This window comes from Mesorhizobium sp. M3A.F.Ca.ET.080.04.2.1, assembly GCF_003952525.1.
Classification (GTDB): domain Bacteria; phylum Pseudomonadota; class Alphaproteobacteria; order Rhizobiales; family Rhizobiaceae; genus Mesorhizobium.
In genome coordinates this window covers 3,962,768-3,984,276 of the sequence record NZ_CP034451.1, presented here as the reverse complement: position 1 = coordinate 3,984,276, position 21,509 = coordinate 3,962,768, and the positions used below count along the sequence as shown (strand labels likewise).

Genomic DNA, 21,509 nt, shown 5'->3' with positions numbered 1-21,509 from the left:
CCCACTGGTGCAGAATACACACTGACGGCCCGTCGACCTGGATGTTCGCTGCGTTGAGGAGGAATCCGGTATTGCCCCTGTGCCTGCCGATGATCCGTCGCCTGAAATCCCCGCACCTGTTTGGAGCCATCGACCGCCTGCCGGCACTCGGCAGACCAGTTGGCAATAAGACGTTCGAGGTCGTCAATCCGTCGACCGGCGAAGTTTTGGCAGAGCTTCCCGATATGGGCGTGGAGGAGACACGTGCTGCGGTAGACAAGGCCTATGTTGCGCAGTCGGGATGGGCCGCGTTGACGGCCCGAGAACGTAGCGACGTTCTTTGGCGATGGCATCAGCTGATCATCGACCATGCAGGCGATCTCGCCGCGATTCTGACTGCGGAAATGGGCAAGCCGCTTGCCGAAGCCATTTCAGAGGTATCGCATGCGGCGGCGTATCTGCAATGGTATGCCGAAGAGGCCAATCGCGTCTATGGGGAGACGATCTCGGCACCCTCGACAGACCGCCGAATGCTAGTGATCAAGCAGCCCATCGGCGTTGTTGGCACGATCACGCCATGGAATTTCCCGGCCTCCATGGTGGCGCGCAAAATCTCGCCGGCCTTGGCTGCGGGCTGCACAATCGTGCTCAAGCCCGCTGAACAGACGCCGCTTGTGGCTGGCGCAATGTTCGCCCTCGCCCATCAGGCCGGCTTTCCCGATGGCGTGGTCAACCTGATCTATGCGTCCGAAGGTGATCGCGTGGGCCGTGAACTCTGCACCAATTCCAAGATTCGAAAGATCAGCTTCACCGGTTCGACGGAGGTCGGACGGCTGCTGATGCGTCAGTGCTCTGACCAGATCAAGAAGGTCAGCCTTGAACTCGGCGGCAATGCACCTTTCATCATCTTCGATGATGCCGACATTGACGGTGCTGTTGACGGTGCGGTCCAGGCGAAGTTCCGCAATGCCGGCCAGACCTGCGTTTCCGCGAACCGCATTTACGTCCAATCGAGCGTTCACGATGAGTTCGTCAAGAAATTCGTGGAAAGAATCCGGCACTTGTCGGTTGGCGACGGATTCGATGCCGGAGTGGACATCGGACCGCTCATCGACAAGCATGCTCTGGCCAAGATCGAGTCTCACATCGCAGATGCCATTGCGAAAGGCGGCACAATACGATGCGGGGGCCAGCGTATCGGCAAGAATGGCACGTTTTTCGAACCCACGGTCCTCACCGAGATTTCCAGCGTCATGGCAGTCGCGCAAGAGGAGACATTCGGGCCGCTCGCGCCGATCATTCGCTTCAACGATGCGGATCAGGTCGTGCGCGAGGCCAATGACACGATCTACGGCCTCGCCGCATACTTCTATGCCTCAAACCTGAAGCGGGTCTGGCGTGTGGCAGAGGCTCTGGAATATGGCATGGTTGGCATCAACACGGGACGCATGTCCTCGGAGGCGGCACCGTTTGGCGGGATCAAACAATCCGGCATCGGGCGGGAGGGTTCCCGTCATGGCCTCGAGGACTATCTGGAAATGAAATATCTTTGCATGGGCGGGATTTGAAACCTGCTGCACTGTCTCTCCGCCCCACCGGGGGGCGGCCTGCGGTCAATGCCGCCACCTAATTGGAAGTTCCAAACGCCGTTGACCTGAAACACGGATGCCCGGCAGGAGACTGAGCTCGCTGCCGGGCCGGACATGCCTTGGGAGGGCATAAATCAGCGCTCCTAGGGCCGATGGGCCACTCAGTTCGTGCGCCTTTTGCCGATTGCGTTGCATGTGCCGTGCCAAGCCAAAAAGCATTGATAAACCGCCGATGGATCAGCTTTTGCCCTGTTGCGCATTCTACATTGTGGGATATGCGACAATGCCCAAGCGGTTGAATCGTCGTGTTGCAGAACCCCAGACGGGTCATGACTGCTATTCTTAGGACAGTGCGCAGCAAGCCGCTACTCGCTGCACTCCAGGCACACCATTTCCATAATCAAGCGGTGGGTGCTATGTCTGACCGAGCTGTCGACCAGGGAACGGTGTGAGGCCTCAAATCCCTCCATATTGTTGCACCCGCCGGTCCAACAGGACTGCAGGTCCGGACTCAAAGGATCTTGGCTGCTATGGCGACATTGCGGTGCACGCCGCTTTCCGACCAATGATGTGCGTCCAGGTCGAGGCCGGCCCTAATGAACCACCGCCTTGGCACCCTCGCCCATCTCATTTTCGGCATCGACAAGCTAGACCAGAGCGCACTTGCAAGGCGCCATGCAGTCCTGTCGGCGGGCGAACTGTTGGTGACGGGTACAGCTGCGAGCGAACGTTCATCCACCGACGCACAGCGCGGACTGTCGCTTTTCAAATTAGGAAATCTCTGTAGCCACCATTCATGAGCGCGCGGCCACGCGAGACGGCCCGACGGATGCGGTCGCGCAGATGATCGCGAGGATCCGCCCAGTCGGCATGGACGCGCCGTTGACCGATGAGAACTTCGGCGAGCTCGCGATGAGGTGCTCCGGCGAGCGAACCGTCGAGCGCACGAAGAACGAAGGACAAACGAACGCCGCGCTTTTCCGGCGCAAACAAGCGGGGGGGCAACTGTTGCCCTAGACTGAGAGCATTGAGGCACTCCAGTCCCCTCAGTCGATGCTTTAAAAGCACCGCGGGCCAGATGGCTTGCGTATGCAGGCAAACAGGGTGGAGGATATTCGCGCCCGAGACGGCGAGCTGCAGCGCGTGGTCCGCATTGCGAAGAAGAACATGCTGGCTCTTGTCGGGCGCCAGCAGGACGATTGCACGACAGGGCAATGCCGAGAGTTCGAACGGCGGTGTCGGCGACGAGGCAGGCAACCGTTCCGCAATGACCGGCAGCACATGGACGCACCAGAGCGGACACCAGAATACGACCGAAGCGCGGCCACAAGACTCCGCGAAACAGAACACCCCAGCGTGACAGGTCGCCGGCCGACGCGACCATATCGAGAAAGGATTGGAGAGACCAAGTCTTGCAATGCTGGCGCGCAGCGGTCAGATCGCGCTGGAACGCTGGATTGCGGCGTAAGAACTCCCAAGCCCACTCCCGCAGCGTCAGGCCAGCGGTGTAGTCGTATGATCTTTCATCCCGCCAATCGGCCTGATCCGCGCCAGTCAGGAGATTCATGACTGACATCCCCTGCCCGCGCCTGCGTGCGTCGAAACATTATGCCACTTCGCAAAGCATCGGCGTAGGCAGCAGACGTCGAAGACCCCGTTTCGTTGAAGCGTCAGCCATCGCCACTGTCGGCGACAGAAGATGTGCCCAAATTGCCACCAGACCGTCGAACTGGCACAGCGACGGCCAGCGCGACCTGGAATTGATCCCGTAACAGTCATCGGCTCCTGCGTCGCGATCCAGACGTCCCTTGAAGGCGCAGTAGCGCGGCAGTGGATCGCACGCTGCTTGTCGGCAAGTTGTCGTAGCGGCGGCGCCATAGGCACGGTCATCGGAGGGTCTCCTGCGGCAAGCTTTCGCCATTGGAGGCCAATCTCCCCGCTAGGGCAGCCTGTGCAGTTGCACAGGTGAAGCGGATCAATCAGGGGGAGCCATGGCGGAAACTGGATGATGGCGGCTTGAGGAGAGCGGCGTATCGAGGCGGGTGATGAAGCCTGCCAGTACCTCTCAAGGAGAGTGATACGCCATGAACGAGACTATCAACACATTGTTCGCCTTCGTCAGCCCGACGAAATCGATGATACCCTGACGGATGTACTTCGCAGCGGCGCGCGCAAATTGCTTGCGCATGCGATCGAGATGGAGGCCGAGGCGTATGCCAAGGCGGTCGACTGCCTGACGAAAGATCATATTGCGTCGCTGGCGCTCTACGATTTCCCCGCCCAACACTGGGATCATCTGCGAACGTCCAATCCCATCGAAAGCGTCTTTGCAACCGTTCGCTATCGCACGGTGCGTACCAAGGGCTCGCTATCCTCGAAAACCGCCCAGCTGATGGTCTTCAAGCTGTTGGCCGCGGCCAGGAAGTGGCGACGATTGAAAGGACAAAATCAGTTGCCGAAACTCATCGCAGGTGCCAGGTTCCTGGACGGAATCCAGGTCATCGAAACGAAGCCGCAGAGCGCCGCTTGATCAGCCTCGTCACCCAAATTCCAGCATAGCTCCATCGGAACTGCCAGCCTTCCTTGCCGATCAGGCGCATATCAGCGCTGACGATACCGAGGACGGCGATGGCGGTCACCTCCAGGCCGCCGAGTAACGACCCTCAAAACACCGCACTGGTCGAGGCCAGCCTGAACCGGTATCTTGTGCCTGCCCTCGGGAGTCGCTCTATCCACCATGTGATCGACACCGACATTGCTAACGTCACCAAGAAGTTCGTCGCCGGGGGTCACCCGCAAGCGGCTAACACGGCCTTCTGGTGTATGCGGGCATTTTTCAACTGGTGTCGCAAACCGCCGCAACGGCTCATCCGCGGTTTCCCCGCGAGGGATTGGAAAATCCGGATCCGGCCCCGATCGTCAAGCGCAAGCGAGTGGTGAACGATGCCGAACTGGCGGCTATATGAACGGGCTGTGAGCCCGAACCGGGCGATATCGGCTATTCGTTCGGCTCCATCGTCAAGCTGCTCATTCTGACCGGACAGAGGCGTACGGAAGTTGCCGCGATGCGTTGGTCCTCAACCTTGAAGCCGGAACATGGAACTATCGGGTGACCGCACGAAGAACGAAGAGCCTACGCTTATTCCGCTGCCCACACTGGCGGTGTCGGTCCCCCAGACGGTACCGAAGACCAATGACACGTTTTTTTCCCTGCGAGGGGCAACGAAAGAAGCCACTTCTCAGGCTACGCGAAGGGCAAGAAGGCTCTAGACGGCAAGGTCAATACTGACGGGGTGGCTTTGGAGAACTGGACCCTTCACGATCTGCGCAGGACGCTCGCGACAAATCTCGGCAGGCGGCAGGTATTGCCACACGTCATCGAGCACATACTGAATCACAAGGCGGCGTCCTTGACAGACATTGGCGAAATCTACAATCTCTATAGCAAAGTCAAGGAGAAGCGCGAGGTGTTGCAGATGTGGTCAAATCACATCGAATGGCTGATCAAGCAGGCTGCGGATGACGCTCTGGCGGCGTAGCTGCTGGCATGGGCGGAAGATGCGGCGCAACAATCGTCAGAGCCTCATCGAATTGGAGATCATGCTTGACCAGCAAATGCGCGGCCAATGCTTCGATGGCCGACCAGTGATCGAGTACTAGCCGGGCCGTGCAATCTTCGATCCGCCCCCAATCGGGGCGGCGCGGCATCAGGAACCGCAACTCACCATAGATTCGCTTGGCATCCGCGTAGTCGCAGCTCCCCTCATTCCCATCGGACGCATTCATCGCCATATCGCGCGGGTCCAGATAGCCTTCGAATGCGGAGTCTGCAAAAGGACCTGCCAGACACGCAACTATCTCCCGGATCGCATCATCGCGTTCCAAACATCGATCCATATCGTCCTCGAAAATCGGCTTTCGCTTCGAGGTGAATCCTTGCGCTGAATAAAAACCCGCGCCTTCGACAACACCACCGCACTCTCCGTCACCGGCGTCGGGGTAAATACTAACACTTGAGAAAGCAGGGAGTTCACGGTCGTCGTCGAACGTCTGACGGTGCAAAACGATGGCGGCCACCGCGTGCCCGGCTTCGTGATGCGCCACAAGCGGCAGATATTGGGAGGCTACATTCATGCGGTGCGGCTCTCAGGTCTAGTTTGCTTTTGCGCATAGGACCGCAATTGTCGTGCCAACTGGGAAAATCGTTTCGGGCAATGCGATCGCTCCGATAGCGTTGCGTCTCCTGTCTGACATTGTTGGGAAGTCGACACGCGCCCGTCGCAATGCGGTCGACCTTCCGCGCGAGTTGGGTGACCCGTGAAGGCGGCCGACCAGGACGATGTTGCGCTGATCGGCGACGAAGGCGCGGCCGGGCGAGATCGCGCATCAGGGGGTGACCGGCGTGTCGGCGAAGTCGAAGTCGTCGATGTCCTTGGCCAGCGGCAACTTGGCGACAGCGAACTGGTATTTGATGGAGCGGGCCTGCTTCTCCGATATCTCGGCCTGCAAGAGATCACCGACAATCCTGGGCGGCTCGTGCCGTCGCTTGATGGCGACGCGCCCATGATCTCGTCATAGGCTCTGCGCATTCCGTAGAGCTTCAGCGCTCCCATCAGTTCCAGTACCTCGGTGCGTTCCATGGCTGTTTGTCCTCCTGAGACTGTCATAGCGGGTGCAGTCGGCGACACTCGTGAGCTAGCTTCAGCGCTTGGGGAATGGAAAGGATCGTGCCCGGCGCCGGATCGCGGCTGCGGGCCAGGATGTTGAGGATCACCGGCGCCGACGATGCACCGTGCTCGATGGCTTCCTGACAGGCGGCCTCGACCGCGCTCAATCCGTCGGTCAGCACCCAGGTGAGGATCAACACCATCTGCCGGTCGACGTCATCAACCGCCTTGAGCTGCGCCGCACCTTCTCCATTGCCGACCGCACGACCCAGCTAAGGAACGGCGCGCGCCGTGTGCCAGGGATCGTAGACGACCTCGTTGCGGCCAAAGGAGCGAACGTGTTCTCCCACGACCACGCCATCCTCTGGCGGATGCGATCCGATCGACATAAGCATGGATCTCGACGGGCCGACCGACGGCACTCGACAGCACCGAGTATTTGTTGTTGTCGAAGCGCACCGTGCAGGTCTTCGACACCGACGGGGGAATGCAGTGGAAGCCGTCGAAGCGACCGGCAGCCGCTCCCGCTGCGGCTTGGCCGCATTCGCCGACAGCAGCCGGTCCCGCGTCTCACGCCGAGCTCCCATGCGGGGATAGGGCTGGTGCTTGCGCTCGTAGCGGAACTCCGTCTGCTCAGAACGCAGGACCTTGCGCACCACCTTGCGCGAGATCTTCAGCTCACGGCAGATCGCCTTGATCGACTTCCCCTGGACCAGCGACAGCCGACGTATCTTTGCAATCGTCTCTAAAACCAACATCCAAAACACAAATGCCTCCGATCAAGCCGGAGGCATCTTGATGACCCCATCGTTAAAGGGTCCCGTTTGGACGAAAATCACCCTTTAAACAGGGTCCCCATTCCACGAAAAATCAATGCACTACCTTCCAAAGCTGCGAGAGATCGCCACCGACCGCTTTGAAGGGGCTTTCGGCGGTCTCGTCAGCGAGGTTGTGGCATGAAGAAACATCAATCCACAGCATTGGGCCGAAGCATGCCACGGGCTCATGCCGCGGGAGAGCGGGAAGATATTCTTGAAAGAAGCGGTCTCCGACATCAATACCGACAGGATGGGCAGCTTTCTCACATCACTTGAGGTCGAGCGTGGCAGTTGCGACCCGCAATGCAAGGCTGGCGGCGATGGATGCCTTTGCGCGGTTCCTGATTTCGGAGCACCCCGAATATTAGGATACGCTGCAACTGGTGGTGACACTTCCCTTCAAGAGGGCGCGTGGGTGGCACCTGTCGAATATCTCGATGAGCCCGGAAATCAAGAGCGTCCTGGCGCGTATCGTCCGCCGCACGCCTTCTGGACAGCGGGATTACGCTCTGTTTTCGCTGATGTTCAATACGGATGCACGAGTTCAGGGATCCTGAATCTTCGATTGTGACCTTCGTCTGGTATCGCCCTGTCCCGCCGAGCAAAGCAACGACCGCCCCACACTGCTCACCCGGTTCGGTGTTCCATACTTGCTGCGCACACATGGCTGCGGGCGAAGGAACCACCATGGCGGAAAAAAGCATCCATCATCGCCCTTTGCGGGACACGACGGCCATCCACCTCGTCAAGGCGGGTGTTGACATCGCCACCATCAGTCGATGGCCAGGCCACTCGGGCTGAACTAACGATGCGCTACGCCCAGGCCGGTATCGATATGAAGCGGCAAGCGCTCGAACAAGGCTTCCCCGACGTGATGTCATCGGCAAAAGATCAGACGATCATCGCTTTGATGGCTGGATGTTTGGCTGGCTGCACCGCTTGTAGACGCTCAGTTATGTGGAGTTGTATCGCGGGAAGTCGCGCGTCTTGGGCTTTTGCGGTGTCAGCTCCACATCTCTCCGCAGTGCACGTTGTCACTGTTGAAGAGCCGTTTGTTCAATCTTCGTCCTGGCACGGCAAGGGTTGTCGATATTGTGGGCGTCTTGCGCTTGCCGAGCTTGTCCGAAATCCAGCGCCGGATCAGGCGTGAACACTGTTGCGTAGTTCGTCAGCCAGAGCGCGGAGAACGTCGGCGCTTCCTTCCAGCGCCGTAAAAGCGTAGGGATTGAGGAACTGTCGGCCCCAGAACAGATTGCGATCTGTGCCGGATAGCGTAGCTTCCTCGCTGACACGCGGCCAATTCTCCGCAATGCATCGGAGCTGGCCTTCAACAATCGCAAGAGCTTCCGGCGCGCTGAGCAGGAAGTGATGCGCCGCTTCAAGGCAGGACGCTATCCGGCTCATGCGGTTATTGCCGCTGATGAGCATGGCCTGGCTGGCCTCCTGGCCACTGCGGGCCTGCGGACAAATATCGTACGCAGGCGTGAGGGTGAGCTTAGCGCCGTCCCAGAATGCCGCATGGTTGCGGGCATGATCGTCGGTGTTGCCGCAAAGTATGTTGAAGACAATGCGGCTGAACAACTCGCGCAGAGTTTCCGACGGCGCGGTGAATCGGTGGCGAATGATCTCCGCCAAATCCTGGTAGCTGGCGTAACGCGCCATCATCTCATCGAGCGCGAGCATCGTCAGCGCTGAGACCATGGATTTGCGTTGCCAGCCGCCCGTGACCTTGATCCGGTCGAATCGCTCGACGAGCAACACGTCGTTGCCTGCGGCGCGAACGAGCGAGACGGATGCCGCTCTGATGCCGCACAAGGCGGCAAGCCGCATGGCTATGAATTCTCCTTTGACGACGCTGTAAAGGTCGGCAGACGAGGAAAATTTCGCGACATGCTTGACGGCGTCACCCTCGATCAGCGCCTTTGGCCTTGCGCCGCCGATCGAGCTGCCGTGATGCAGCGCCTGATCTAATTCGGGGGTGAGCGGAATACCTTTCTCTACCCGCTCCGCCGATTGGACAAGCTCTTCGAGAGTGGCATTGGCCAGTGCGCGCGGCTCGTAATGCATTGGCGAAAACTGAAAATCGAGCGCGCCGATGCGGTCCGAGCCTGATTCCAGCAAGAACGTCAGTTCTGAAATATCGAGCCGCGCGATTTCATCGCCCTTCACACCGAATTTGCGGTTTAGGATAACCCGTCGTCCCCAGGCATCAGGGGCAGCATCGCGGATGCATCCCGGCATGGTTAGGCCAGGAAGCAAAGGCAATTCGCCTGCCTTCAGGGGCAGTTCCGGGAGATAAAGCGGGATCGCGCTTCCCAGTTCACGAAAGCTCCTGCCATAGTTGAAGCTGACGAGTCCGTCATGGGCATATAGCCGCCCGGCGACAACCGGCGCGGTCTCGCCCGGCAGCCAGACCCAGACATAGGCTTCGTCGTACTTGGGGACCTTAGAACTCATCGACGATCTGCTTGCCGGCCTTGTAGACGTGCTTCGGCAGCAGCGCGATGCGATCGTCCATGCGGCCTGTGAGGGCTGTGATGCCATTGCCGTCGGCATCGAACAGCTTCACACCGACAATGGCAGCAGCTTCGAACATCAGTCCGATTTCGACTTTGGGATCGCCCTTCTCGATGCGCTGCAGGGTGCTGCGTGAAACACCGATTCTCTCGGCTAACTCCTGTGCGGTTAACCGGTGCTGCATCCGGCCAAGCCGGATGGTCTTACCGAAAAGGCCAAGCGCTTCCATCGCGTAGCGCGAATAGGTGCGTTTATACGTTGCCTTCATTCGGGTCTCTGTGACCTATGCATGATCCATATCGCCTTCTTTCGAACTTTATATAGGTAATGTCACAGAGCGACTGCCAAAGTCAAGACTCCGTATCGCAAGCGTTACCCATCCGAACGAGGAAGGCGGATATTGCCGACGGCTCCTGCACAACCGGCCAGCTCTGCGCGTCTCGGGCGAGGCGGAGATCTGGCGCTGGATCGCGGACAGCCTTGAGACGCCTCGCATGAGTCATTCATGGGCGGTCCCTGGTGCGGGGCCGCGGCGCTCGACTGCTGGCCGACATTCTCGGCGGCGGGACCCGCATCCGGCTACACCAGCACTTTTCGACCGCATACGCGCCCAGCTTCTCTCCGAAATCATTGCCAATGAGCGCGAACCTCATGCGATCGCCGAGCTGGCCTGGCGGCGCGGAATCTACGCACGCATCCGTATTCGAGACCGCCCAAGGGAGGCTGACTAGCGTAACGCCCTCCGATCTAAGCGCCTTCCACAAAGCCGCTTTCGCACGCGACGGGCTGCATGTGGCGGTCGTAGGCGACATAGATGCCAAGCCCTGAGAGTAAGGCTCTACCAGCTGTTCGGCGATTTGCCTCAGAAACTGGCGCTTGCCGGCGCGAACCAGTGGTATCGCGAGGGCGAGCACGCCGAGCGCTTTTCCTCCGCCCTCCACTGACCACAGACCCGCACGCAACGAAGCCGCGCTCGATCTTATCGTGGCGTGGCTAGGTGCAATGTTTGCTCTCGCCATCAGGCCGGCTTTCCCGATGGCGTGGTCAACCTGATCTATGCGTCCGAAGGTGATCGCGTGGGCCGTGAACTCTGCACCAATTCCAAAGATCAGCTTTACCGGTTCGAACGAGGTCGGACGGCTGCTGATGCGTCAGTGCTCTGACCAGATCAAGAAGGTCAGCCTTGAAACCGGCGGCAATGCACCTTTCATCATCTTCGATGATGCCGACATTGACGGTGCTGTTGACGGTGCGGTCCAGGCGAAGTTCCGCAATGCCGGCCAGACCTGCGTTTCCGCGAACCGCATTTACGTCCAATCGAGCGTTCACGATGAGTCCGCCGAGAAATTGTGGAGAAGGTCCGGCACTTATCAGTGGTCCGACGTCTACTCCCGGAGCGAAGCCGTCGCCAACCCAAGATCGAGTCCCACATCGCAGATGATAATTCGATGCGGGGCCGAACGATAAATATGCATGCTTTGGCCACCCCGAGGCAGGGCTCATTGAGATGATCCGACCGCCTTGGAACAAAGATGGGGTAGAGCAGATGAAGCGTTGGCAGCGTGTCTCCATTCGACGCGAGCGCTTAGGATGGGATCACGATCATTCGCATCACGCGCAGCCGCAAGGGCGATGCCATGGCTACTTTGGAATCGTTGAAGTGGTTTGAGCCGGACAGTCACAAATACACCCGTTACGCCGCGGCTCAGGAAACGGGGCGGCGTCCGGCGGTGGAGGTGCTCGCTGACTTAAAAAGGGTGCGGGCAGTCGTTGCGCTTGAGAGCGACGACATTTGGGATCCGGCACGGGGTGACCTGCTGCCAATCGGCAGTTAACAGGGTCCGACAAAAGTGTGCACAACATGCTGCTGAAGTGGCCTCCGGAAGCGCTACCGGAAGTTACGCGTCTTGAACTTGATAGGGTCGATATGGTCATACTGCATCGACGATGTCGCGCCCCTTCGGCATGCCGCGCGGATCGATGCCCGATCCGCCGTGATGAGCCTCGTCCCTCGGCCGTGCGGCAACGGAAACGGCGTCTTGCGGTTTCCCACGCTGGCCAGCCCGGCCGACAGATCGGTCAGCTCGTGGGCGACGAGGTGCACCACCTCCTCTTCCGTCGGATGCGTCCGCGGACGCCGAGCATGGCCGAAGCAAGAAGCACGCGCCGGAATTTCTCGAGAGATCTTGACCCAGACGACGACGTTTGCCGCACCCGTCTCATCCTCCAGAGGAACATGAAGCCTTTGGCCGAGCCCGGCCGCTGCCGGACCAGCACCAGGCCGGCGGCCTCGAGCCAGCTTCTGCCTCGCGCCTGCATAGCATCCTGACAGGTCACGGTGCGGCGCCGGTTAGGCGGCACGCCGATTTTGGCAACGCTAGCCTGTGAACTGAAGAATGAAGGTCGGACTTGCGGCACATCGATTAGGTTCAAATGATAAGTTGCTGCCCGGCGAGGTCGTTTCAGCGCATCTCGACTGGTGGGTCGGCAAGACAATGCGGAACGGAAATGATCGCAGGCGTAAAGGACGGCTTTCGGGGCCGGAAGCTTCAGGCCTGGAACCGGACCCCAGTTTGGCGCAAGCATCGTGGCCTCCGCCCGGTCAGGCATTCACCGGCTCGCGAAATGCCAATTGATTCTGCTTAACCGGGCATACCTAAACGGCCACTTGCGTTCCGATCTCGACCACACGTCCGGTCGGGATCTGGAAATACTCCGTCGCGTCGGCGGCCGTGCGCGCCAAGCCGATGAACAGCTTGTCCTGCCACACCGGCATGCCGGAGTTGGGTGACGCCTTGAGCGAGCGACGCGACAGGAAGAAGGACGTCGTCATGATGTCGAACTTCCAACCCTGCTTGCGGCAGATCGCCAGCGCACGCGGGATGTTAGGCTGTTCCATGTAGCCGAAGGTCAGTGTCACCCGCATGAACAGCTCATTGATCGTTTCCATCTTGATCCGCTCGCTGTCGGGCACCACGGGCTGCTGCGCCGTCACCACAGAGAGGATGACGTTCTGTTCGTGCAGCGCCTTGTAGTGCTTCAGGCTGTGCATCAACGCGGTCGGCGCACTGGCGGGATCGCTGGTCAGGAACACGGCCGTACCGGACACCAGCTGCGGTTTCTTCTTCAACAGATTGCCCGCAAGGAAATCGAGCGGAATCTGGTTCCTGCGCGTCTTGTCAAATAGATACCTGCTGCCTCTTATCCAAGTCCACATGGTCATCACGATCACTGCGGCAATGGCAAGCGAGGCCCAGCCGCCTTCGAATACCTTGACGATGTTAGCTGCAAAGAAGCCGGTATCGATGAAGACGAACACCGCCATTAAGGCTATCGCGACGCCGAGCGGCCATTTCCAGATGCGCGTCATCACAACAAAAAGCAGTATGTTCGTCACCAGCATATTGCCGGTCACCGAAATACCGTAGGCCGAGGCCAGCCGGCTGGATTCGCCGAAGCCGACCACCAGCAGCATCACCACCAGCGCCAGCATCAGGTTGATGCGCGGCAGATAGATCTGGCCCGACTGTTTTTCCGACGTGTGCTGGATGACGAAACGCGGCAGCATGTTGAGCTGTACCGCTTGCCTGGTCAGCGAAAAGGCGCCGGAGATCACCGCCTGGCAGGCGATCACGGTCGCCGCCGTGGCAAGCACGACCATCGGAATAAGCGTCCAGCCCTGGTTCATCTCGAAGAACGGATGACCGACAACGCCGCCATTTGCCAGCACGAAGGCGCCTTGCCCGACATAATTGAGCAACAGACAAGGGAACACGATCGCCAGCCAGGCGAGCACGATCGGCTTGCGGCCGAAATGGCCGAGGTCGGCGTAGAGCGCCTCGGCTCCGGTGACGGCGAGGAAGACTGCACCAACCGTAACGAAGGCGACGTCAGGCGAGTTGACCAGGAACGACACGATGTAATGCGGGCTGATTGCCAGCAGGATTTCCGGGTCGTCCATGATGTGGTTGAGCCCGGAAAGGCCGATGGCCAGGAACCACAGCGCGGTAACGGGTCCGAACACCAATCCTACGCCGCCGGTGCCAAACCGCTGTACCGCAAACACGATCGCCAGGATGGCCAGTGTCAGCGGCACCACATAGGGCTGGAACGTCGGCGTGACGACATTCATACCTTCGACCGCCGACAGTACCGAGATTGCCGGCGTAATGACGGCGTCGCCAAAAAAAAGCGCCGCGCCGACGATGCCGATGCCGATGCCGATGCCGAGGATCACCGCAGAGCAGGTCGGGAAACTGTTGCGCGCCAGCGCCATAAGCGACAGCACTCCGCCCTCGCCTCGATTGTCGGCGCGGAGCACGAACATGATGTATTTGATCGTCACGGTGATCGTCAGGGACCAGATGATCAGCGAGAGTACGCCGAGGATGTCGCCACGGCTGGCGACGTTGCCACCCGCTGATGCATGCAACGCCTCGCGAAATGCATAGATCGGGCTGGTGCCTATATCGCCATAAACGACACCTAGTGCGCCCGACATCAGCGCCTTGGTGCTGTGCTGCTCGACCTCAGAATGGCTCGATTGTTCGACAGGTTCTGCCTCGTTACCAGCATTGGTAAGGGCCATGGACGACACTCCGATAAGCGCGCGGTGCTCTACGCTTGCTGCACTGCAATATCAAGTTCCGTCACGTAATGTCTGCCGTCTCGCCTGTCGTTGCTCGCCTTGGTAGACTCGCCAGCCCGCAGCCCTACCGAGCAGCAATAGCGCCCCGGCAGAACCCTCAATCGCCCAGATCAATGAATGGTTATCGCCCACAGTGCCCCCCCGCGATGCGGCCGATGGCGACCAGGGTGTCGTGGGCGCACAAGGATGGCGCTTTCCTGATGACGCCGTGCTCCAGGTGTGATCGCACCGTTGCTGCGCAAGCCATTTACTTGCTCGTCCCAGCGAGGACCGTGGCCAACTGGAACGCAGGGCCACGCCGCTCACCGGCCGCACTTTGCGGCGCAGATAACGATTCGATCTCCGCGGCGAGATTCTGGTTGAAGAAGCCACCAAGCTTGTCGAAGGACACACGGTCGTAATATCGACATGCCAGTATCCGCAACCCAGAAAAGCTCCTTGGGCTCCGCTGCGCGCGCCACGAACAACCCGATCTTCTCTGCGAAGAGGACGCCGTAATCCTTCAGGTTGAAGCCAAACCGGGGGGCGGCCGTGACGTATGGGCGAAGGGCTAGGAGGCGGGTTCGGTGAGGAACGGCATTGATGTCCACGCCGTCTCCTGGAAAGACAGAGGAATGCGGTGTCACCGACTGGCGCCGGAGGTTGATCCGGTGATTAGGAGGAGCACTCGTTGTCGGATTCTCGACGATGTCGGACATCTGACACAACGCTGCCAGAGCGATCACGTTGTTCCGAAACGATTTTCCCAGTTGGCACGACAATTGCGGTCCTATGCGCAAAAGCACTGCGATGCCGCACCGACTGGAAGAACTCATCAATGATCACGCTTTTCGAACATGTGGGCGCCGCTACCAACACTAAGCGTTCCCGATCAAACGGAAGCCTCTATCCCTTCTTTCTGAAGGCTGTCCGGACATGAACGCATTTGATGTCCGTCCAACGCTGGATGCTCCCGACGACGATCTCTATCTTTGGCTTGAAGATGTGGAAGGCGAGCGGGCACTTGCCTGGGCCGCCGGCCAGTCGGCAAAGACCCTGAAGCACTTCAGTGGAACGCAGTTCGAGCGCGACCGCGCGACTCTGAAGGCAGGCCTGTTCCCTAAGCGGCGTCGCATCTCCCCCGGCCGAGTCGCATGGCTTGAATCCGATATCAGGGCTTGGATGGAAACTAGATCTGAGAGCCGCACCGCATGAATGTAGCCTCCCAATATCTTCTCCCGTCTGTGGCGCATCACGAAGCCGGGCACGCGGTGGCCGCCATCGTTTTGCACCGTCAGATGTTCGACGACGACCGTGAACTCCCTGCTTTCTCAAGTGTTAGTATTTACCCCGACGCCGGTGACGGAGAGTGCGGTGGTTTTGTCGAAGGCACGGTTTTCTATTCAGCGCAAGGATTCACCTCGGAGCTAAAGCCGATTTTCGAGAACGATATGGATCGACATTTCCAACGCGATGAAGCGATCCAAGAGATAGTTGCGTGTCTGGCAGGTCCTTTTGCAGAATCCGCATTCGAAGGCTATCTGGACCCGCGCGATATGGCGATGAATGCGTCCGATGGGAATGAGGGGAGCAGCGACTACGCGGATGCCAAGCGAATCTATGGTGAGTTGCGGTTCCTGATGCCGCGCCGCCCCCGTTGGAGGCGGATCGAAGATCGCACGGCCCGGCTAGTACTCGATCACTGGTCAGCCATCGAAGCATTGGCCGCGCATTTGCTGGTCAAGCATGATCTCCAATTCGATGAGGCTCTGACGATTGTTGCGCCGCATCTTCCGCCCATGCCAGCAGCTACGCCGCCAGAGCGTCATCCGCAGCCTGCTTGATCAGCCATTCGATGTGATTTGACCACATCTGCAACACCTCGCGCTTCTCCTTGACGTTGCTATAGAGATCGTAGATTTCGCCAATGTCTCCGGTGCGGGCTCACAGCCCGTCCATATAGCCGCCAGTCTGCTGCCTTCGAGTGGCCCATGTTGGCCGCGGCCAGGAAGTGGCGACGATTGAAAGGACAAAATCAGTTGCCGAAACTCATCGCAGGTGACGGTCTGGTGGCAATTTGGGCACATCTTGTGTCTCGTCGCCAGTAAACACGGATGCCCGGCAGGAGCTGAGCTCGCTGCCGGCGGAAATCGTAGAGCGCCAGCGACGCATTCTGATCTTTCGTCAGGCAGTCGACCGCCTTGGCATACGCCTCGGCCTCCATCTCGATCGACCTGAACCGGTATCTTGTGCGCCATCCGGACGATCTGGGAAAGCTTGGCCGGGCCGGCGCCTTCCCAGGCGCACGGGAAGCGCGACGACCCATGTGGACCTTGGATTTCACTCCGCACTTACGCTGCTTTGGCCTTGTCAGCAGCCTGAGCATAAAGCGTGCTCAGCTTTCAGGCCGAGCACTCATCCATTGTTGACAGCACCTGTCGTCATTCAGGATCGCCCCATTCTCGCAGGCCGCTTGCAGCTTTCAGGCTGTTGTCAGCCAGGGCCGCCATAAAGGGTCTCGTTAAACAATTCAGGAGGCCGTTCCAATGAACAATCAGTTTGCGAGACTTTTTCGAGGACCAGGTATGCAGGCTTGTTTCAGGACAAAGAACTTTCTGGCGGCAACCACCGCGATGACGACGGTATTCCTGCCGGCTGTGTCTCTCGGGGTGGGTCTGGTAGCATTTCCAACTGGAGAAGCGTTGGCCGACGACCCGATTTCGATCCCGCTGGAGTATGTCGGGGAAGGCCATGACCGCCTGGGCATCTGGGCCAAGATCAACAATGGCAACGCGCAGCGATACGTATTCGACACGGGCTCGGACCAGCTCAACACGCAGATCGGGTCAGAGGTGACCGGGGTCCGCCCGATTGCCGACACGCCTTACGTATATACGTACGGGGACGGAACGTATGGTAATAAGCTTCAGAACGTGGAAATTGATAAATTTACATATGTCGATCCAGATCAAAAGATAACAATCGACGGGCCGTCTGTAAGCGATAAGAAATACCGGGCTGCTCGCATTCTCGATTTTGTCTATACCCATGCGTATTGCAAGGACAACAATCTTAAGTGCACGCCGGGATCCGTGACGGATGGACTTAAAGATATGTATGGTCAGGATCTCCAAGAACCTTATCACGCCGATAAGGAGCAGCGGGCGAAAATGACCGCTGGCAAGATGGCAGACGAAGGCGGCGATTTCGCAGGTACATTCGGGGCCGGCGATTTTCTTGGCAAGACAAGTGTCTGGGGCATGATGGGCAGTGTCACCAGGTCTGGCTACGTGGTCTCCGCCAATGTGAATCCGGATTCCGAGAGCGACCAAACGCCTGGCTGTTCCCCCTGCACGATTGTCAACCTCAATCCAAGCCTCCGGGCCCAATATACTAATGCCATGCCATGGGGAGAACCCGAGGAAAAAGATCAGGATTCTTATCAGAATTTTCCTGGCTCTGGCGCCAATGCCTCGACCGAATACGAAGGCAGCTACAATCTGCAGTACACGGTTAAGGATGGAGCCCCACCAATCACCGACCCCAACAAGACCGCGGTATTGCTCGACACCGGCACACCGGGCGGTGGCAGTCTGGAGATCAGTGATGCGATGCTGAAGCAATTTCAGGATGCGGGCGTCAAACTTAAAAATGTTCGGAGAAATGAGCAACGCGAGATCGTAAGCGCATCGGGCAACATCCCGAGCGTTACAATCGCAGGAACGGATGGCGATCCGGTAAGGCTGGACAATATCGACTTCACCTACACCAGCGGCACGACGGAACAACCCAATGACCAGACCAGTTTTGTTGCCGGTCTTGACTTCTTCAAAAACAGATCGGTCATTTTCGATCTGGAGAAGAAGTATACCGCTTATACGTCACATTTCGTCACTGCCAGCAACTTCTCTACCGATTCATCCGCACCCGAAGGGACCGGTCTGAGCAGGATCACGACGAGCATGGGGAATGAGGGCGGGTTCGGCATAGCGGGTGTCGTCTCCGGCTCCGGATCGCTGACGCTTGATACAAAGACGGTGGTCCGGATGACGAATGTCAACACCTACACCGGCGAGACGAATATTGCTCAGGATGCCTATCTCTCGCTTGCGGGGCTCGGCAACATCCAACGGTCAGCGAAAGTCGTTGCAGACGGCACGTTCGATATCTCCGAACATGGAAATGGCAGCGACTATTGGGGAATCTCCGACGCCTACAACGATGCCCGTATTCGTAGCCTGAGTGGCAGCGGAACGGTCGAACTGGGCAAGCGTACCCTGGTGCTAACGGATTCGAACGACACGTTCGCCGGCAGCATCAACGACCTCGACGTTGATAACAATAATATGGGCGGCAAACTATTCGTTGCCGGTGGCGTGCAAACGCTGAGCGGAAAGAACAATTTTTCCGGCATGACGACGGTCGGTTCCGGCGCGGGATTGCTGCTTGCCGATACAGGTGTGCTTTCCCATGATGCGACCACGTCCGGCTTTCTCGGGAATGACGGGCAGATCGGGGGCACGGCTATCGCAAACAGCGGCGGTGTCGTCGCAGGCGGCGGCACCTACGGTGCGGTCACCATTTCCGAGGGCGGCACGGTCGCTCCTGGCAGTGCGACCGATCCGAGCAGGATCGTCACCACACTGACTGTCACGGGCGATTTCGCGCAGCAGTCCGGATCGATCTATCAGGTCGACCTCGCAAGGTCGTCCGATCTCATCGATGTTGGCGGAGCAGCGGCGATCGACAGCGGCGCGCAGATCGAGCTGCTGCGGCAGGGAACGCTATCGGTCGATGCCCGATATACTCTGCTCTCCGCAGCAGGCGGCGTAAGCGGCACCTATGGCGGGCTGACGGGGGCTCTGGCGACAGACGCGACGCCCTTCGTCGATTTCCAGCTCGTCTACGATGCCAACAATGTCTATCTCGATATCAGCCGCACATCGACGGCGTTTGCCGATGTAGCCAGCACCTTCAATCAACGCTCGGTCGCCGCAGCGGCTCAGGCGCTTGGAAGCGGTAATCCGATCCAGGACAACATCCTGTTCCTGACGGCGCCGGAAGCCCGCAACGCTTTCGATATGCTATCAGGCGAGGTTCATGCTTCCATTCATAGCGGCCTCATCGAGGACAGTCATTCTGTACGCGATGCCGCGAGCGAACGGATCCGTGCGGCGTTCGACGGCGTCGGTGCCTCCAGCGTTCCGGTGATGACTTATGGGCTGGGTGGTCTGGAACTGGCCCCGGCAACGAGTGAGAATTTCGCCGTATGGGGCCGTGGCTTCGGCGCCTGGGGTCATCTCGACAGCGACGGCAATGCCGCCGGTCTCGATCACTCGACAGGCGGCTTTCTGGCTGGCGGTGACGCGGCTGTCGGCGAAAGCTGGCGGCTCGGCCTCATCAGCGGCTACAGCCATACCTCCTTGGAGGCGGACGATCGCGCGTCGTCGGGCTCGAGCGAGAATTACCATCTCGGTCTTTTTGCCGGCACGCAGAACGGCAATCTCGGTTTTCGTTCCGGCCTTGCCTATACCTGGCACAGCATCGAGACCGGCAGGTCCGTGGTCTTTCCAGGCTTCGCCGACAGCCTTTCGGCCGATTACGACGCCGGCACGTTCCAGGCCTTTGGCGAGCTCGGCTACCGTATCAATACGGCTTCGGCTTCCTTCGAGCCCTACGCTAATCTCGCTTATGTGAATTTTGACGCCGATGGCTTCACCGAGAATGGCGGCGCAGCCGCCTTGTCGAGCGGGGATCGCTCGAGCGACACGGCGTTTACCACGCTAGGTCTGCGTGCGTCGACGGTACTGACCCTCGGCACCGTGACTGCTACCGCGCGCGGCGGTCTTGGCTGGCGCCACGCCTTCGGCGACGTCAGGCCGGATACCGTTCTTGCCTTTGCTGGCGGTTCCTCCTTCGCCATCAAGGGCGTGCCGATCGCAAAGAACGCAGCTCTGCTCGAAGCTGGGCTTGACGTAAACATCACCGAGAACGCGACGTTCGGCATCGCCTATCAGGGACAGATCGCCTCGGATGCCCAGACACACGGGTTCAGCGCCAAGCTCGGCGTCCGTTTCTAAATCACCCGCAAAAGAGATTGGTTATGAAGTCAGTGAGTGCATTTTCTTTTACCGTCGTTCTCGGCTCAGCGACGGTGATGTCTGTGTCCGCCGCGCGAACGGACGATGCCTGCTACAACAAGGCACAAAGCCTATGATGACGCAATGTTCAATCGACGACCTGAAGCCAGTCGATGGCGAGCTTGACAAGCTCTACAAGGAGATGGAGACCCGGCTCAAAGAGTCCCGGCGCATGTCCAGGAACTGGTCGAGACCGCGAGGGGCTACAACGCCACCTCGGAGAACACGCGCGACGCCTACCCCAAGGATTGGCGGCATTTTTCCTCCTGGTGCCGGCGCGCTGGCTTCGATCCCCTGCCTCCGGGCTCGAAGGTGATCAGGCTCAATATCAGCGCCTGTGCCTCGGGCACCGCCGCCGGCGATCCGAAGCGTGGCGCCCCTGCCCTTTAGTTTGCGACCATCGAGCGGCGGCTTTCCGGCCTCGCCTGGAACTTTACCCAGCGCGGCCGGCCGTTGGACCGCGCGGAGCGGCATATCTATAAGGTTCTTGCCGGCATTCGCCGCAAGCACGCAAAGCCACCGCGGCAGAAAGAGGCGGTCCTGGCGACGATCTGCTGGCGATGATCGCCACGCTCGGCCACGACCTCAGGGCCTGCGCGACCGCGCTATTTTGCTCCTGGGCTGTGGCGGCGGCCTGCGGCGCTCCGAGATCGTCGGTCTCGACGTCATGCGCGACGACAACAGCGATGGCGCCAGCTGGATCGAGATTTTTGACGGCAAGGGCTGCTGGTCACCCTGCGCGGCAAGACCGGCTGGCGCGAGGTCGAGGTCGGCCGCGGCTCCAGCGACCACACCTACCCCGTAGTCGCGCTCGAGAGCTGGATCCGCTTTGGCCGCATCGCACGTGGACCCCTGTTCCGCCGCATCTTCAAGGACAACAAGACCGTCGACGTCGAACGGCTCTCCGACAAGCACGTCGCCGCCTGGTCAAGCAGGTGACGATCGCCGCCGGCGTCCCCTCCGATCTCCCGGAAGGGTAACGGGCGCTGCTGTTCTCGGGCCACTCGCTGCGCGCCGGACTTGCCTCGTCGGCCGACGTCGAGGAGCGTTACGTGCAGAAGCAGCTCGGCCATGCCTCGGCCGAGATGACCCGCAAATATCAGCGGAGGCGCGGCAGATTCCGGACCAACCTCACCAAGGCGTCCGGGCTCTGAGAAACCCCTCCCCTCCCT

The 21,509-nt window shown here is 59.5% G+C and carries 11 protein-coding genes and 5 pseudogenes; 8 read left to right on the top strand and 8 right to left on the bottom strand.

Annotation, left to right across the window (positions count from 1 at the left end; all coding sequences use genetic code 11):
- Nucleotides 1–71: 71 nt before the first annotated feature.
- Nucleotides 72–1,547: an NAD-dependent succinate-semialdehyde dehydrogenase gene (locus EJ074_RS19005; RefSeq protein WP_095486045.1), complete on the top strand. Its 1,476-nt coding sequence runs from the start codon at nt 72–74 to the stop codon at nt 1,545–1,547.
- Nucleotides 1,548–2,333: 786 nt separating this feature from the next.
- On the opposite strand, the gene EJ074_RS19000 is transcribed toward EJ074_RS19005, so the two are convergent.
- Nucleotides 2,334–2,849, bottom strand: coding sequence for a DUF2285 domain-containing protein (locus tag EJ074_RS19000; protein ID WP_224570032.1), 516 nt, complete (start codon nt 2,847–2,849; stop codon nt 2,334–2,336).
- Nucleotides 2,850–3,642: 793 nt separating this feature from the next.
- Here EJ074_RS19000 and EJ074_RS18995 point away from each other — a divergent pair.
- Nucleotides 3,643–4,098: a transposase gene (locus EJ074_RS18995; protein WP_256748481.1), complete on the top strand. Its 456-nt coding sequence runs from the start codon at nt 3,643–3,645 to the stop codon at nt 4,096–4,098.
- Nucleotides 4,099–4,861: 763 nt separating this feature from the next.
- Complete coding sequence (locus tag EJ074_RS18990; RefSeq protein ID WP_126080680.1) at nt 4,862–5,107, top strand: tyrosine-type recombinase/integrase; 246 nt, start codon at nt 4,862–4,864, stop codon at nt 5,105–5,107.
- On the opposite strand, the gene EJ074_RS18985 is transcribed toward EJ074_RS18990, so the two are convergent.
- The 5 genes and pseudogenes from EJ074_RS18985 to EJ074_RS18965 all read right to left on the bottom strand — a co-directional run bounded on the left by EJ074_RS18985 (nt 5,073) and on the right by EJ074_RS18965 (nt 9,838).
- Nucleotides 5,073–5,702 (bottom strand): hypothetical protein, encoded by a 630-nt coding sequence (locus EJ074_RS18985; RefSeq protein WP_126080679.1) that lies wholly within the window; start codon nt 5,700–5,702, stop codon nt 5,073–5,075. The genes EJ074_RS18990 and EJ074_RS18985 overlap by 35 nt on opposite strands.
- A gap of 192 nt (nt 5,703–5,894) precedes the next feature.
- A pseudogene (locus EJ074_RS30385) lies at nt 5,895–6,208 on the bottom strand (ATP-binding protein); the annotation flags it as partial.
- 10 nt (nt 6,209–6,218) lie between these two features.
- Nucleotides 6,219–6,751: pseudogene (locus EJ074_RS30380) on the bottom strand (IS21 family transposase); the annotation flags it as partial.
- 1,442 nt (nt 6,752–8,193) lie between these two features.
- Entirely contained in the window at nt 8,194–9,510 is a 1,317-nt protein-coding gene (locus tag EJ074_RS18970) for a HipA domain-containing protein (RefSeq protein WP_063169281.1), read from the bottom strand.
- Complete coding sequence (locus tag EJ074_RS18965; protein ID WP_063169282.1) at nt 9,500–9,838, bottom strand: helix-turn-helix transcriptional regulator; 339 nt, start codon at nt 9,836–9,838, stop codon at nt 9,500–9,502. Before EJ074_RS18965 ends, EJ074_RS18970 begins: the two co-directional genes overlap by 11 nt.
- A gap of 611 nt (nt 9,839–10,449) precedes the next feature.
- Here EJ074_RS18965 and EJ074_RS29795 point away from each other — a divergent pair.
- Nucleotides 10,450–10,946 (top strand): annotated as a pseudogene (locus tag EJ074_RS29795) (aldehyde dehydrogenase family protein); the annotation flags it as partial.
- Between the two features lie 512 nt (nt 10,947–11,458).
- Here EJ074_RS29795 and EJ074_RS18950 read toward each other — a convergent pair.
- Together EJ074_RS18950 and EJ074_RS18945 are read right to left on the bottom strand one after the other, a co-directional pair.
- A pseudogene (locus tag EJ074_RS18950) lies at nt 11,459–11,919 on the bottom strand (OB-fold nucleic acid binding domain-containing protein); the annotation flags it as partial.
- A gap of 307 nt (nt 11,920–12,226) precedes the next feature.
- Nucleotides 12,227–14,158, bottom strand: coding sequence for a potassium transporter Kup (locus EJ074_RS18945; protein ID WP_126080677.1), 1,932 nt, complete (start codon nt 14,156–14,158; stop codon nt 12,227–12,229).
- 975 nt (nt 14,159–15,133) lie between these two features.
- On the opposite strand from EJ074_RS18945, the gene EJ074_RS18940 reads away from it, so the two are divergent.
- From EJ074_RS18940 to EJ074_RS18925, 4 genes and pseudogenes are all read left to right on the top strand, one after another.
- Nucleotides 15,134–15,412 (top strand): AlpA family phage regulatory protein, encoded by a 279-nt coding sequence (locus EJ074_RS18940; protein WP_063169289.1) that lies wholly within the window; start codon nt 15,134–15,136, stop codon nt 15,410–15,412.
- On the top strand, nt 15,409–16,041 hold the full coding sequence (locus tag EJ074_RS18935; RefSeq protein ID WP_063169290.1) for a hypothetical protein: 633 nt from the start codon (nt 15,409–15,411) through the stop codon (nt 16,039–16,041). Before EJ074_RS18940 ends, EJ074_RS18935 begins: the two co-directional genes overlap by 4 nt.
- Before the next feature lie 702 nt (nt 16,042–16,743).
- Entirely contained in the window at nt 16,744–20,277 is a 3,534-nt protein-coding gene (locus EJ074_RS18930; RefSeq protein WP_129553656.1) for an autotransporter domain-containing protein, read from the top strand.
- Between the two features lie 219 nt (nt 20,278–20,496).
- Nucleotides 20,497–21,491 (top strand): annotated as a pseudogene (locus EJ074_RS18925) (tyrosine-type recombinase/integrase); the annotation flags it as partial.
- Between the last annotated feature and the right edge of the window lie 18 nt (nt 21,492–21,509).